General features: G+C 71.2%; 12 protein-coding genes. 5 read left to right on the top strand and 7 right to left on the bottom strand.

Going from position 1 to position 14,892, the window contains the following annotated elements; genetic code table 11:
- Positions 1-9 precede the first annotated feature (9 nt).
- A complete protein-coding gene (locus OG782_RS30045; RefSeq protein WP_406456270.1) occupies positions 10-1,029 on the bottom strand; it encodes an SMP-30/gluconolactonase/LRE family protein in 1,020 nt (339 codons plus the stop codon).
- A 180-nt stretch (positions 1,030-1,209) separates the two neighbouring features.
- Here OG782_RS30045 and OG782_RS30040 point away from each other — a divergent pair, with 180 nt between their 5' ends.
- Positions 1,210-3,000 carry a flavin-containing monooxygenase gene (locus tag OG782_RS30040; protein WP_406456268.1) on the top strand — a complete coding sequence of 597 codons (1,791 nt, stop codon included), beginning with the start codon at positions 1,210-1,212 and terminating at the stop codon, positions 2,998-3,000.
- A 9-nt stretch (positions 3,001-3,009) separates the two neighbouring features.
- Here OG782_RS30040 and OG782_RS30035 read toward each other — a convergent pair whose 3' ends face one another.
- From OG782_RS30035 to OG782_RS30020, 4 genes are all read right to left on the bottom strand, one after another.
- On the bottom strand, positions 3,010-3,846 hold the full coding sequence (locus tag OG782_RS30035) for an alpha/beta fold hydrolase (RefSeq protein WP_406456266.1): 837 nt from the start codon (positions 3,844-3,846) through the stop codon (positions 3,010-3,012).
- A 73-nt stretch (positions 3,847-3,919) separates the two neighbouring features.
- Positions 3,920-6,025: a bifunctional serine/threonine-protein kinase/ABC transporter substrate-binding protein gene (locus tag OG782_RS30030; protein WP_406456264.1), complete on the bottom strand. Its 2,106-nt coding sequence runs from the start codon at positions 6,023-6,025 to the stop codon at positions 3,920-3,922.
- Positions 6,026-6,031: 6 nt separating this feature from the next.
- Positions 6,032-8,176: a bifunctional serine/threonine-protein kinase/ABC transporter substrate-binding protein gene (locus OG782_RS30025; protein ID WP_406459346.1), complete on the bottom strand. Its 2,145-nt coding sequence runs from the start codon at positions 8,174-8,176 to the stop codon at positions 6,032-6,034.
- Positions 8,177-8,192: 16 nt separating this feature from the next.
- Positions 8,193-8,984 (bottom strand): hypothetical protein, encoded by a 792-nt coding sequence (locus OG782_RS30020; RefSeq protein WP_406459344.1) that lies wholly within the window; start codon positions 8,982-8,984, stop codon positions 8,193-8,195.
- A 238-nt stretch (positions 8,985-9,222) separates the two neighbouring features.
- On the opposite strand from OG782_RS30020, the gene OG782_RS30015 reads away from it, so the two are divergent.
- Positions 9,223-11,211 (top strand): RICIN domain-containing protein, encoded by a 1,989-nt coding sequence (locus tag OG782_RS30015; RefSeq protein WP_406456262.1) that lies wholly within the window; start codon positions 9,223-9,225, stop codon positions 11,209-11,211.
- Between the two features lie 75 nt (positions 11,212-11,286).
- Here the strand turns inward: OG782_RS30015 and OG782_RS30010 are convergent, their stop codons facing one another.
- Positions 11,287-11,733 (bottom strand): MarR family winged helix-turn-helix transcriptional regulator, encoded by a 447-nt coding sequence (locus OG782_RS30010; protein WP_406456260.1) that lies wholly within the window; start codon positions 11,731-11,733, stop codon positions 11,287-11,289.
- Positions 11,734-12,092: 359 nt separating this feature from the next.
- Here OG782_RS30010 and OG782_RS30005 point away from each other — a divergent pair, with 359 nt between their 5' ends.
- Together OG782_RS30005 and OG782_RS30000 are read left to right on the top strand one after the other, a co-directional pair.
- Positions 12,093-12,713, top strand: coding sequence for an L-threonylcarbamoyladenylate synthase (locus tag OG782_RS30005; protein WP_406456258.1), 621 nt, complete (start codon positions 12,093-12,095; stop codon positions 12,711-12,713).
- A 139-nt stretch (positions 12,714-12,852) separates the two neighbouring features.
- Positions 12,853-13,263: a RidA family protein gene (locus tag OG782_RS30000; RefSeq protein WP_406456256.1), complete on the top strand. Its 411-nt coding sequence runs from the start codon at positions 12,853-12,855 to the stop codon at positions 13,261-13,263.
- A 475-nt stretch (positions 13,264-13,738) separates the two neighbouring features.
- Here the strand turns inward: OG782_RS30000 and OG782_RS29995 are convergent, their stop codons facing one another.
- The gene (locus OG782_RS29995; RefSeq protein ID WP_406456254.1) at positions 13,739-14,233 is read right to left on the bottom strand and encodes a hypothetical protein; all 495 of its coding nucleotides are present in this window, start codon (positions 14,231-14,233) and stop codon (positions 13,739-13,741) included.
- Between the two features lie 366 nt (positions 14,234-14,599).
- Between OG782_RS29995 and OG782_RS29990 the strand changes: the two genes are divergently transcribed.
- Entirely contained in the window at positions 14,600-14,800 is a 201-nt protein-coding gene (locus OG782_RS29990) for a hypothetical protein (RefSeq protein WP_406456252.1), read from the top strand.
- Positions 14,801-14,892: the final 92 nt, after the last annotated feature.

Here is a 14,892-nt window from a genome sequence, read left to right as displayed (position 1 = left end):
GGTGTGCGGTCAGCCGCCGTTGGACTGGCGGATGCCCTTCGCGAGCGCCTCGAAGGTGTACAGGTAGCCGCCGGCGGGTCCGCTGACGGTCATGTACGCCGTGGTCCCGCCGGGCTCGATCGCCACATTGGTCGCCGACTCCAGTCCTTCGGCGCGGGCCGGGACCTCCACCGTCGCGAGGCGCTCGCCGTACTTGCTGTACACGGCCATCGCGGCCCGGCCGTGCAGTGCCTGGTACAGGTTGCCGTCCGCGTCCACGGCGATCGAGTCGGTCTGGGCCACGCCGCCGTCGACGCGGACGGCCGTGTGCCGGCCCGCCATTCCGGGGCGCTGCACGACGGGAAGGTAGGAGATCCGGTTCTCCGTCAGCTCGCTGATCCACAGCCCGCGGTAGTCCACGTCGAACGAGATGCCGTTCGTCGCGGAGAGGCCGTCGGCCAGAACGGCGGCGTTCCCGCCGTCCCGGCCGATGCGCACCACACGTCCGCGTGCCTCGCCCTCGGACATGCCGAGGGCGTCGCTGACGTACAGATCGCCGTCCCGGTCGAAGGCGATGTCGTCGGGCTGCATCCGGGCGCCGTCGACTTCGCCGGTGAAGAAGGTGCGCCGGCCGGTGCCGTCCGGGGCCAGGGAGACGATCTCGCCGTGGGAGATGTCGGTCAGATAGAGCCGCCCGTCGTACGGGCTGAACTGGGCCGAGGTGTAGGCCCCCCGGCTGTCGGTGAACACCTTGCCCACCGTCTTCTTCCGGACATCCACGCGCAGCACCTTCGGTTTCCCGGCGGGCGCGGTGACGTCGACGACGTTCAGTCTGCCGTCCGCGCCGAAGACCGGGCCCTCCAGCAGGGTCATCCCGGTCTCCTCGTGCGCCGTGGTCAGCCGCATGAGCTCACGGGCGTTGACGGTCCTGCCCGAAGCCGCGGAGCCGGCCTCCTGTCCGGGGCTGTACAGCTCGGTGCCGCACCCGGTCAGGGCCAGCGTGGCAAGCGTGGCAAGCACGGCCAGTGAGCGGTTCCGGAGTCGTCGCATGACGTGTCCCTCTTCCTGTCCGAAGATCGACGTGCCCCGGCACTCTAACCGGACAGGCTTGTCCGGTTGTTGCTACGGTGCCGAAGGCCGCCCGGATCCAAGGCGGTTCGGGCACCCATGGACGGTTCGGCCCGCAACGGACAGATGGACAACCCACAAAGAGAAGACGAGGCCCCCCACATGACGTCGCCTCAGACCCCGGCCCCCGATCAGCTCGCCGCGCTGCGCGGGCGCTACCGCCGCGAGCGCGAGCGGCGGATACGGCCCGACGGTCCCCGCCAGTACCGGGCCGCCGACGCCGAGTTCGGCTTCTACGCCGCCGACCCGTACGTGGCGGAGCAGGACGGGCGCGAGCCGCTGCGCGACACCGTCGACGTCGCCGTCATCGGCGGCGGGTTCGGCGGCATCCTCGCCGGGGCGCGGCTGCGACAGCGGGGTGTCGAACGCGTCCGACTCGTCGACAAGGGCGGCGACTTCGGCGGCACCTGGTACTGGAACCGGTACCCCGGCATCCACTGCGACATCGAGTCCCACGTATACCTGCCGATGCTCGACGAGACCGGATACGTACCGCGGTGGAAGTACTCCCCGGGAGAGGAGATCCGGCGTCACGCGGTACGGATCGCGCAGAAGTACGAGCTCTACCCGGACGCCCTGTTCTCGACCACCGTCACCGCCCTGAACTGGGAGGAGAGCTCCCGTACTTGGATCGTGACGACTGATCGCGGCGACACGTTCCGGGCGACGTACGTCGTCACCGCCACCGGCACCCTGTCCGATCCGAAGCTGCCGGGGATACCCGGGATCGAGAACTTCGCGGGGCACACGTTCCACACCTCCCGGTGGGACTACGCCTACACCGGCGGCTCCCCCGAGGGCGGCCTGACGGGGCTGGCGGACAAGCGGGTGGGTGTCGTCGGCACCGGCGCCACCGGCGTGCAGGTCATTCCGATGCTGGCGCAGGACGCCCGGCACGTCCATGTCTTCCAGCGCACCCCCTCCACGGTGGACGTGCGCGCCAACCGCCGCACCACGGCCGCCGACGTCGGTGCGGACCGCGAGGGCTGGGCCGGCGCACGGCGCGAGAACTTTCTGCGCATCGTCTCGGGCGAGACGTTCGACGACGATCTCGTGGCGGACGGCTGGACGTCGTCGGCCGGTCTGCTGGAGAAGCTGTTGCCCAGCTTCCGACGCCCCGGTGACCGAAAGGACTTCGAAGCCGCCTACGAGGCCGCCGACGCCGCCAAGATGAACGAGGTACGGACCCGTGTCGAGCGGACCGTCACGGACCCGGCGACGGCCGAGGCGCTCAAACCGTGGTACCGGTACGCCTGCAAGCGCCCCACCTTCTCCGACCTGTACTACCCGGCGTTCAACCGGAGCAACGTGACCCTGGTCGACACCGCGGACACCCACGGCATCGAACGTGTCACCGAGGACGGCGTCGTGGTGGGCGGCACCGCGTACGCACTCGACTGCCTGATCTTCGCCACCGGGTTCTCCGTAGGCGTCTCCGGCGTACTCTCCGGCAGGCTGCCCGTCCACGGCCGTGGAGGCACCCAGCTGCTCGATGCCTGGGGACAGCACGGCATCCGCAGCCTCCACGGCTTCACCTGCAACGGCTTCCCGAACCTGATCCAGATGGGTTCCCTGCAGAACGCCAGCAGCGTCAACTACACGCACATCCTCGACGAACAGGCCGTGCACGCCGCCGCCCTCGTCACCGCCGCCGAGGACGGGGGCGCGCTCCTCGAACCCTCCCGCGAGGCCGAGGACGCCTGGCTCGCCACGATCACACAGGGTGCCCCGGATCACGAGTGGTTCCACGCCGAGTGCACTCCCGGCTACTACAACCGTGAGGGGCGCGGTCGCCCCAATGGCCCGCACGCCTATCCACACGGCGCCGCCGCCTTCCATGAACTCCTGCGCCATTGGCGGGAGAAGTCCATGGACGAGGTGCTCGCCCGGTAGGGCGCAGCGTCACCTCATCCGGAGGAACTCCCGCACGAGCCTGGCGAGTTCCTCCGGCCGGTCCTCCGGGATCAGGGTGTAGCTGTCCGCGATCCACGCCAGTTCCCCCTTGGGCAGCAGTCCGGCCAGCCGGCGTCCGTGATCCGGTGGCATGACCTTGTCCTCCGAGGCCCAGGCGATGAGTGCCGGCCGGTCGAAGGTGCGCAGGGCCTCGGCCCAGCGCAGGAGTTCGGCCTTCGGCGGCACGCCCAGGACGTACTTGCGCAGGTCGCGGCGGATCTCCGGGGAAGTCCACAGTGGCCGGAACCAGGCATCCATCACCGCGTCGGGTACCGGCCGCTTGCTCATCCGGCCCCACGTCATCGGCAGCCGCCGCATCGGCTTGAACTTCAGCAGGGTGAAGGCCACGTTCAGGCCGCCGGGCATCCTGGCGGAGGCGTACAGGTTGTTACCGGGCAGGCCGGGTGGGAAGTTGTCGAACGCCTCGCAGGAGGTGATGACCAGCTTGCCGATCCGCTCGTCCCGGCCGTCCGCGACCAGGGCCTGGGCGCCGCCCCAGTCGTTCATGACCAGGGTGACATCGGTGAGGTCGAGCGCTTCGACGAACTCCGCGACCAGCCGTGCGACGCCGAGGACCGAAAGGTCCGCGTCGGGCCGCATCGGCCTCCGGTGACCGCCGAGCGGCAGGGTCGGCACGATGCACCGGTGACCGTCCCGCAGATCCGCGACGACGTGCCGCCACAGCGAGCCGTCCATCGCCACACCGTGGAGCAGGACCACGACCGGTCCTTCGCCGCGGGTGTCCTCGTACTCGACGACACCCGCGGAGAGCTCCAACTCGGCCATGCGGTACTCCTCTTGGCCGGCATTCTCGCACGTGTCGCCTCACCGTACCCGGCGTCGGGCAGGAACCTGCGGCTCACACCGATGCGGACGGCCCGAGGAATCGGGCCCGTCCCCCGTCGACCCGGTAGAGGAAGATGCCCTCGTTGTACCGCACCTGGTGGAAGTCGTAGAAGGACAGGCGCCGTGTGATGCCCCGGTAGTCGCTGCGGAAGATCCGCACGGTCAACCCGTCGCGCCGGGCGTCGGTGGCGCTGGTGGCACGGCTCGCCTGCGCGATCAGTCCCACCGCGTCGTACGCCTCCGCCGCCCACGTGGCGGGTGACGACCCGAACCGTTCGCGGTGCGCGGCGGTGAACGCCTCGGCGGAGGAAAGCGCCGACGGGTCGGTGTACGCCTCGGCGAAGACCCAGCCCTCGGCAGCTTTGCCCGCGTCCCGGAGAAAGGCCGGCGTGAGGACGGGACCGGTGGACAGTCCGGTGCCGGTGAAGCCGGCGGCGGCCAGGTCGGTGGCGCAGCGGGCGCCCCGGGTGGCGGATGATCCGGCGTAGACGACCGCCCCCGCTCCGGCGGCGACCGCGGCCCGGGCGGCCGGGGCGAAGGTGCGGGCGGTCGCCGCGACGGTGTGCACGGTGTACGTGGTCCCGTCGGCCGGGGCGTCCGGCAGTCGGTTCATGATCTCCCAGCTGCTCTGCGGGTCCGCGCGGTCCTCGATGACGACGACCTGTCTGCCCGGCCGGACGCGGGAGAGGTAGTGGGTCAGCCCGACGGCCAGCGAGGCGTCGAACGGCCGCAGTAAGCACAGGGACTTGTCGTCCGACCACTCAGAGGTGGTGGAGCCGGCCGCGACGACGACCTGGGCGAGGCCGGCCTTCTCGTACCGGCTGACGACCTTCCGGTCCGCGACCACCCCTGTGGGGCCGATGACAGCAAGCACCCGGGGGTCGGCGGTGATTCGGTCGGCGACCTGGAGGGCGCGGGTGGCGTCCCCCGCGTCGTCCTCGGTGCGCAGAGCGATCGTGAAGTCTTTGTCCGTACGGGAGTTGTGGTCGTCGACGGCGAGGCGGACCCCTCGCTCATGGGCGAGCCCGACGGCCTTCCCCGGGCCGGTCAGGTCCGCGTGCAGGGCGATCCGGTACGCGGGAAGCGTGCGAGGGGCCGCACCCGTGCCGCCGCGCCGGGTGGCGGCCACCCAGGCGGCTGCTCCTCCCCCGGCGAGGAGTGCGGCACCGGCGGCTCCCGCGGTCAGCACGCGCCGCCGGGTGGGGCGCGGGGCGGCGGGGTCCGGGACGGCGGTGGGCGGTTCGGGGTCGGGGAGGGCGAGTGCGGCGGCGGAGCGGGCTGCGACCACGCCGGACAGGCCCGGCACCTCCCAGTCCGTGCCGCCTCCCGCAAGGCTCCGCGCGACCTCCTGAGCGCTCGGCCGGTCCGCCGGGTCCTTGGCCAGGCAGGCCTCGACGAGGGGCAGCAGCCCGGCCGGCACCCCGTCCAGGTCCGGCTCCTCGTGCACCGTACGGAAGAGCACCCCGGCCGGTGTGCCCTGCCCGAAAGGCCGCCGCCCGGTCGCCGCGTACACGAGCACGCAGCCCAGGGAGAACACGTCGCAGCCCGGCCCGAGCCGCCCCGCCGACGCCTGTTCGGGGGCCAGGTAGCCAGGCGTGCCGATCACCGAGTCGGTCGCGGTGAGCGCGGTGGCGCCCTCGTGGCGGGCGATACCGAAGTCGATGAGGCGGGGTCCGTCGAGCGCGAGGAGGACGTTGCCGGGCTTGACGTCGCGGTGCAGGAGGCCCGCTGCGTGTACGGCGACGAGCGCTTCGGCCAGGCGCGAGCCGAGCGCCCGGACCGTGGCCGTGGGCAGCGGACCCTGCCCCTCCACGACTTCGCCCAGCGAGGGCCCAGGCACGAACGCGGTGGCGAGCCAGGGCTCCGGGGCCTCGGTGTCCGCCCCGGTCACCGGGACCACCCACGGACCGGTGATCCGGCCTGCGGCCTCGGCCTCGCGCCGGAACCGGGCCCGGAATGCGGGGTCCACGGCGTGCTCGGAGCGAATCACCTTCACTGCGGCGAGCGTGCCACCCGGGGAGCGTGCCAGGTAGACCACGCCCATGCCGCCGGCGCCGAGCCGGACGAGGGTGCGGTGGTCGCCGATGGTGCGCGGGTCGTCCGAGGTGAGCGGTCGCATGCCGGATCAGGCCGTGGCCTTCGGCGCGGCGCCGAGGTGGACGAAGCGCCCGTCCCGCACTGCGTAGAGGTAGGCATCGGAACTCTTCAGCTGGTGGTCCTCGCCGAAGGCGTACGTGCGGGAGACGCCCTTGTACGAGGACGCGGCGATCTTCGCGACGAGGGCGGCCCGCGCCGGGCGTTTCGGGGTGCCCCTCCCTCCGGCGAGTGCGGTCACGGCCGCCATCACGAGCCCCGCCGCGTCGTACGCCTCGGCGGCCCAGTGCGCGGGGGCCTGTCCGTACTCGGCACGGTGCGCGGCGGTGAACTCCTCGGCGGCGGGGGCGGTCGCATCGATGTAGGGCGCGGTGAACTCCCAGCCTTCGGCGCTCTCCCCCGCCTCCTCGATGAAGCGTGCGGTCATCACCGTGTGAATGGCCATGCGCGGTCCCTTGAAGGGGGTGGCCGCCAGCGCACGTGCGGTGCGGGCGGCCCCGGCCACGTCACCGGCGTAGAAGAACGCGTCGCTGGCGTGCGCGAGCATGTCGTCGACGACGGGCGCGAGGTCCTGCGTCCCTGCCGGGATCACGCGCGGGTAGGTGGTGCCGGTGGTGAGCAGACCCGTCTGCATGTTGGTCAGGTACCCGACCTGGTACCCGACCTGCCCGCCGGCCCGGTCGAGCAGGACTCCGAGCCGTTCGACGTCGGGCCGCAGCACCAGCCGGTTGATGATCGGCCGGCACAGTGCGGCCTCGACGGGGCCGGCCTGGAAGAACGACCTCTGGGACCGGGCGGCGTACTTGAGCTGGAGCGAGGACACGGTGAGGACGGGCAGCATCACCTCGTCGTACGCGCCGAGGACGGCCTCAGTGGTGCGGTCCCCGGTCGGCCCGACGACCGCGAGCACATCGCGGTCACGGGTGAACTGTGCGGCCACCCGCTGCGCGCGCCCGGCGTCGCCCCGGTCGTCGAGCACCTTGACGGTGAGCGTGAAGGGCTTGCCCTTACGGGAGTTGAACCGCTGCGCCGCGAGCCGCACCCCTCGCTCCTGGGCCCGCCCGGCGGCGCTCTGCGGGCCGGACAGGTCGGCCTGTACGCCTATGACCCAGCCCCTTTCGCCGGACTTGGCTCCGCCGGGGCCGCCCGCGTCGTCGCGCGGCCACTCCCGTACGGCGAAGCCGCCACCGGCCGCGACGACGAGACCTGCACCGGCGAGCAGCAGAGCCCTGCGCCGCCCGGGTCCGGGCTGCGGCGTGTTCTCGGCGACCGTCGGGGCGATGTCGGGCAGGTCGAGCATGGCGGCGGAACGGTCGGCTATCAGCGCTGCCACGTCCGCGGGCAGCCAGTCGATGGAGCCGTTCGGCGCGTCCTCGGCGATCCGGGCGTCGAGTTCGGCCGCGGTGGGGCGCGCGCCGGGCTCCTTGGCCAGCAAGTCGCCAAGAAGGATGCGCAGTTCGGGATCGCCCACCGTGTCCAGGTCGGGTGCGCCGTGGACGGTCCGGTAGAGCAGCGCGTCGACGGCCCCGCTGCCGAAGGGGGGCCGTCCGGTCGCGGCGTACGCCAGGAGGCAGCCGAGGGAGAAGACATCGCTCGCGGGACCGGCCTCCGTACCGCCCCCGGTGGCCTGTTCCGGCGAGAGGAAGCCGGGGGTGCCGACCACGAGGTCGGTGCCGGTGAGCGCCGTGGCGTCGGCGGCCCGCGCGATGCCGAAGTCGATCAGGCGCGGCCCGTCGACCGTGAGCAGGACGTTGCCGGGCTTGACGTCGCGGTGGACAAGTCCCGCCGTGTGTACGGCGGTCAGGGCACGGGAGAGCAGCCGGCCGAGCACCCGGACGCTGCGTGCGGGCAGTGGTCCGCATCGGGCGACGGCCTCGGACAGTGCGGGTCCGGGAACGAACGCGGTTGCCAGCCACGGTCGTTCCCCCTCCGTGTCCGCGCCGGTGACCGGCACGACCCAGGGGCTGTCCACCCGCCGGGCGGCCTCGACCTCGCGCCGGAAGCGGGTGCGGAAGTCGTCGGCGGCGGCGTACTCGGGCAGGATCACCTTGATCGCGGCAAGGGCTCCGGCGTCCGTACGGCCGAGGTAGACGACTCCCATCCCGCCGGCGCCGAGCCGCCCGAGCAGCCGGTGGTCGCCGATGCGTGCGGGGTCGGAGGGACGCAGGAATTCCATCATGCTCTCCGCTCTCTCAGCTCTGCTTCTCGACCGCGGACTTGAGCCGCAGCAGCATGGCGGACTGGGCCTGGACCGTCAGCGCGCCGATCTCGGCGTCCGTCCAGCCCTTCGCTCCCTTACCGGTGACGGCGACGGTGAACTGGAGGCTCTGGGCCTGAAGCCACGAGTAGGGGTAGGGGTCACCACCGGACGCGGCGTTCCGGTACTGCCCGTACTCGATCAGCGAGTCCTCGGAACTGTTCTGCGTGCTCTCCCCCTGCGCCAAGGAGCCCGAGACGAGCGAGCCGATCAGTTCCCCCTGCTTCAACTGCTGCGTGGGGCACCGCATCGTCTCCTCCAACGACTCCGCCATCTCCCACCTGGCGTCCTCGCGGGTGCGGTGCACGGTGACGACGGCGGAGAGCCGCAGAGGGCCCCTGCCGCCCGCCGCGGGCACCTCGAAGGAGCGGCTGCGGGTCGCGAGGACGCTGCTCGCCGGCTTCTTCCGCTGCCAGGCACAGTCGGCCCCGAGCACGGGCCAGGTGGCCGGATCACTCTCGTACGGGCTGCGCCTGACGACACCCGGACCGAAGCTGTCGGGGTCCGCGATGACCTTGCCGATGAAGGCGAGGGCGTCGGCGCGTGAGGCGGGCAGCCTCGCCGGGTCCGCGTCGATGAGGCCGGTGTCCTCCGGCCCTGACGCGGGGGCCGTGCTCGCTCCGCGGGACGCGGAGGCCCTGCCGCCCTCCCCGCCCGGACTTCCGCCGCCGCCGGAACAGGCCACCAGAACCAGTGGAGCCACCACCAGTACTCCGTATCCGCGCATCGCCCTTGCGCACGCCACGACCGACCACCCCGTCTCCCCCGAAGGCCGCCCCGATCCTATGAGCGCGCGCCGTCCTGGGGCGGGGGACGCCAGAACTGTTGCGCCATCAAGACGTTGGACCGGCGGCCGCAGGCCCATCGGTTGACATGAACAGGTCTTGACCACTGAGGCCGCGGCTCCCTAATGTGAGCGGGCATCAGACGTCTGCTGTCCGTTTTCAGAAAATGGAGTTCTTTCCATGCCCGGAAGACGAACCCTGCTCCTCTCTGCGCTTGCACTCCCGCTGGCAACCCTTCTGGCCACGACCCCCACCACAGCAGCACGGGCCGCCACGACGGCCGCCCAGTCCTTCTACGTCGACTGCGGTGCCACCGCCGCGGGCAACGGAACCCAGGCCGCGCCCTGGAACTCGCCGGCGCCGGTGAACGCCCACACGTTCCAGCCGGGCGACTCGGTCCTCCTCAAGCGGGGCTCGACCTGTACCGGCCAGACGCTCTCCCCCAAGGGGTCGGGCGCAGCCGGGGCGCCGATCGTGGTCGACGCGTACGGCACGGGTGCCAAGCCGGCGCTGGCCGGCGCGGGGCAGGTCACCGATGTCGTACAGCTCGCGGACCAGCAGTACTGGGAGATCCGCAACCTGGACATCTCCAACAAGGGTGCGGCCGCGGCGACCCGGCGCGGTGTCCACATCACCAGGACCGACTCGGGCACCGGAACCTACTACCGGCTCACGGGTCTCGACATCCACGACGTCAACGGGAACCAGACCAGGAAGGACGACGACGCCAGCGCCGGAATCTTCTTCGAGGTCCTGGGGAACACGACGCCCACGAAGTTCGACGACGTCATCCTGACGGGCAACACGGTGCGGGCCGTGGACCGTTACGGCATCCACTTCTGGACCCGGTGGATGCAGCGCCCCGAGCTCAACAACGCCAACTGCGGTGCGACCTGCGGGGCATGGACGCCGCAGACGCGGGTCGTCATCCGCGGTAACACCGTGACCGACATCGGCGGCGACGCGATCGTGCCCCACCACACCGAGGGCGCGCTCGTCGAGTACAACAAGGTCGACGGCTTCCGCGAGCGCGAGCCCGCGCACTGCGCGGCAGGCATCTGGGCCTGGAACACCCAGGACGCGCTGTACCAGTTCAACGAGGTGAGCGGCGGCAGGAGCACCTGCGACGGGCAGGGGCTCGACCTCGACGAGGCCAATATCCACACCGTCTACCAGTACAACTACAGCCACGACAACGAGGGCGGCTTCATCCTCCTGTGCAACGGCTCCGGGTCGACGACCGCCGACAACATCGTCCGGTACAACATCAGCCAGAACGACGGCGGCCAGCTCTTCGACATGGTCTGCGCCAGAACGACCAACACGCAGATCTACAACAACACCTTCTACCTCACCAAGCCGGTCGAGATCATCAGCAACTCGAACAGCTCGGCCGCGGCGAACGCCACGTTCACCAACAACATCTTCCACGTGGCGACGGACGGGGCGAGCTACGTGAACGCCGCGGGCCTCGGCTACGACTCGAACGTCTTCTACGGCGCCCACCCGGCCGGTGAGCCGGCCGACGCCCACAAGGTGACGACCGACCCGAAGCTGACGGCCCCCGGCACGGCGACCTCGCGCACGGACGCCGACGGCTACCGCCTCCAGGCGGGTTCCTCCGCCCTCGCCAACGGTGCGGTGGTGGCGAACGCGGGCGTACGTGATTACTTCGGCGGCCCGGTCGCGGCCGGCTGCGTACCCGACCGTGGCGCGCACCAGTGGTCCACCACCTGCATCAAGCCGACGGGGCCGACGGCCGGGATCAACCGGATCTCCACAGGCACCCAGGCGATCGACGTACCGGCACACTCCACGGCCCAGGGCACCCAGCTGGTCGGCTGGCTCTGGAACGGCGGCGAGAACCAGAAGTGGAACGTCACGGCCAACGGCGACGGCACGTACACGCTGAAGAACGTGCAGAGCGGCCTGTGCGCCGAGGTCTACCAGAACTCCAAGACGGCGGGGGCCGCCATCGACCAGTGGGCGTGCAGCGGTGACGCGAACCAGCGCTGGACCGCCACTCCCGCGACCGGCGGCTACACGCTGACGAGCAAGTCCAGCGGACTGCTGCTCACCGCGGGCGGCACCACGAACGGGGCGCCGCTCACCCAGCAGGAGGCCTCCACCGGCGCGGTCCAGACGTGGGCCTTCACCAAGCTGTCCTGACCGGACCGCGGCAGACGGGGCGGGGCCGGGCGCCGAAGGCGGCATCCGGCCCCGTCCGCGCACCCGTCACAGGGCTCAGTCGCGCGGCCAGGGCCGTCCGTCGAGGCGCTCGATGTCGCGGTTGAGGCGGGCGAGGTCGTCCGCGAACCGGGCCGCGTCCTGCGGGGTCCAGTCGGCCAGCACGCGCCGCAGGCCCTCCAGGTTCTCGGTCCGGTCCTTGTCCAGCCGGCGCTCGCCCTCGTCCGTGATGACGAACTTCCGGGCGATCCCGCCGTCCGGGTCGGCGATGCGCTCGACGACACCGGCACGCAGCATCGCGGCGGTCTGCCGGTTCAAGGTGGAGGTGTCCAGGCCGAAGGCGTCGCGCAACTGGCCGATGGACATGGGGCCCTGGGCCCGGATACGGCTGAGGATGATGTAGGCGCTCCGGTCGAGCCGGCCGCCGCCGCGCGAGGTGAGCAGACTCATGTGCCGGCCGAGCAGCATCGTCTCGAACTCGATCCGGTCCACAGGCATGTCCACGCGCGGCTCCCTTCGACGGCGGCGCCCATCCCCTCGGGACGGCGACCTCTCTGTGTAGATATATCACAGATTGCGTGCACGATGCATATGGCATGCATGATGCACTACTCATGTACGGTGCATACTGCCGTGTGGCGCATCCTGCCACGGTCCGGCAGCCTCTCTCCCGCCCCCGTACCCGCACCGGCGAAGGTGGGGGACGGTCGGAGCACAGCCGAGGCCATCGAGACCAAGGCCCGGCATGGCCGAAAAGGTTTGAGCGGCGCTCGCCACCCGAACAGGTTGTCCTGTCCCTCCGAGAGGCAGGACAACGCGCTTTCCCCTCGAACCGCCCGCCGCCCCGGCCGTAGACTCGCCGGATGGCGAAGTATTTCGATGTACATCCCGAAAATCCCCAGCGGCGCACCATCACCAGCGTGGCCGAAAGCATCCGCTCCGGCTCTCTCGTCGCGTATCCGACGGACTCCTGTTACGCACTGGGGTGTCAGCTCGGCAGCCGTGACGGCATCTCCCGCATCCGCACGATCCGCAACCTCGACGACCGCCACCACTTCACGCTGATGTGCCAGAACTTCGCCCAGCTGGGCCAGTTCGTACAGATCGACAACGACGTGTTCCGCGCCATCAAGGCGGCGACGCCCGGCCAGTACACCTTCATCCTTCCGGCGACGAAGGAGGTGCCGCGCCAGCTGCTGCACCCGAAGAAGAAGACCGTCGGCGTCCGCATCCCCGACCACGCCGTGGTCCAGGCGCTGCTGGCCGAACTCGGCGAGCCGCTGCTCTCCAGCACCCTGCTCCTGCCCGACGAGGAGGAGCCGATGACGCAGGGCTGGGAGATCAAGGAGCGCCTCGAGCACGAGGTGGACGTCGTCGTCGACTCCGGCGACTGCGGCACGGAGCCCACCACCGTCATCGACTTCTCCGGCGGCGAGCAGGAGATCGTACGACGCGGTGCCGGCGACCCCTCCCGCTTCGAGTAGCCGGGCGCGTGGCCAGGGCGGTACAGCAGGTCCGGCTCCGCCCACCGTCTCCGCGCCTCCAAGGTCCACGAGGGGCCCAACTCGCCCCCCATCCGTACCATTTGGACGCCCTCCGTCGTCCTTGAAAGGCTGAGCATCCATGCCCCGCGCTGTCACCCTGATCCGCGCCGCCGCCCTGTCCGACGTCGCCGAGTACGCCTACGCGGCCACCGCCCCCGCCGAGGCTCGGCTGATCTTCCTCGCGGGGGCGTGCCCCCTGAACGAGGACGGTTCGACGGCGGCCGTCGGGGACTACGCGGGCCAGGCGGCGAAGGCCCTGGAGAACATGCGGACCGCGCTGAAAGCCGCAGGCGCCTCCCAGGAGGATGTCATCAGCACGCGCGTGCTCGTCGCGTCCACCCGGCAGGAGGACTTGGGGACCGCGTGGGCCGTGGTCCGGGCCTCGTTCGGCGACCATGACGTGCCCAGCACGCTGCTGGGCGTCACCGTGCTGGGCTACAACGACCAGCTCGTGGAGATCGAGGCGGTCGCCGCAGTGCTCGACTCCTGATCCCCGCCGCCGGACCGGGGGTCAGCTCTTGAGGCAGGGCTGAAGCGGCGTGCTCCACGCGTCGTTCATCTGCTGGAACTCCGCGGGGCACTTGGCCGCACGGGCCTCGGGCAGCACGCCGCCGGGTTCCCGGGCGTCCGCACAATGCCCTGGAGTTGATACTGGTCCGGCTGCTGCACGCCGGATTCAAGGACCGGGCCATCGCCCGGCAGTCGGGAGTCGGCGTGCGTACGGCTACGCGCCGGGTGGCGGCGTTGATGCGGAGGCTGGATGCGGGGACACGTTTCAGGCCGGGGTGAAGGCGCGGGAGCGTGGCTGGGTGTGAGTGGGCTTCCCCGACTTCCGCGGCTACGAGCGCCGAGTCACCCCGCCCTGGGCCCAGGGCCCCGGCGAGCGTTGCGTGCGGCCCCGCACGCGGGCGCCGCCGCCGACGAGACTTCGTCGGCGGCGGCGCGAGGTCGGCGCGGTGCGTGTGTCAGCGGAAGCTCAGCGAGGCGGAGCCGGGTTCGGCGGAGAACGAGCCCGGGCACAGGAAGCTGCCGGAGCTCTTGGACGCGGTGAACGCCTGGTTCCGATAGGTGCGGGCGGAGCCGTCACGGGTCCACCCGACGTTCGTCGCCTTGTAGCTGCAGGTGATGATGGACTGCTTCACCGTGATGTCGATGAGGTCGGACGTCGCCGTGCCCGCCGCGTCGTCGAAGGTGACCGCCGGATTGTTGTTGAGGGTGGCGCTCGTGCCGCCGCTGCAGCTCAGGCTGCTGTTGACGGTGGAGCGGTCGATGGTCAGGGCGGCGGGCGGGTCCGCGCTGGCGGTCGCGTCGGTCCAGGTACAGGTGCTGCCCGCGGCCGCGATGCTGCCGTCGACCCGCTGCAAGGCCGCCGGGCCCAGCGCGCTTGCCGCGGCGGACGTGCCGGCGGTGACCGCGAAGGCCAGGGCGGTGACGCACAAGAGTTTCGGTGTGAGCCTCATGTCACTCCTTCTTGCCACGCACTTGTGGGGGTGTTGAGAGCAGACCCGTCCGCGTCCGTGGTGAGGGGAACGACACGGCTCCGGGCCCGCCATGGAAGGTCCCACAGAAACCCACAACTTGCCATGCACGCGTCAAGTACTGACTGGATGGCGCCCCTGCCGGCAGGGGCGGGCAAGGGCGTGGCAAGCGCACCCCCGCGAGGAAGACCTCTTCCCGGAACCGGGCCGGAGGATCTTTCCCACACTCTGGCGAGGGTGCACCGTCGGCTGCAAGGGCGATATCAGGTCGCGCCGGGCGGTAGTCGTGGACCACGACGCCGTAGCGAACGCCGGGTCCCGGCGCCGGGCCTTTCCAGTCCGGCCTGCATGCCGGCAGCCGGCGACGCGTTCACCGTGAGCGGCGGCGTCGAGGTACCCGTTCCCGCCCTGGAACGGTCCGAGCACTCCGCCCACGACTGGTTCACCCTGGGCGGCCCTGACCGCCGCAGGGAGAACCACGCGCACGGCGAGCTCCTGATCCACGACCTGATCGCACGGGCGCTTCGGGACCACCGGGCGGGAAGGTGACGCCCCCTCACCGCCCCGCTCCGCCTTCCCGCCGCAAGGGCGGGCGGGTCCTTGATAGCGTCGCCCCAGCGACTGCGGAACACTCCCCGCCG

This window comes from Streptomyces sp. NBC_00876 (assembly GCF_045207435.1).
Taxonomy (GTDB): Bacteria; Actinomycetota; Actinomycetes; order Streptomycetales; family Streptomycetaceae; genus Streptomyces.
This window is presented reverse-complemented; position numbering and strand designations above follow the sequence as displayed.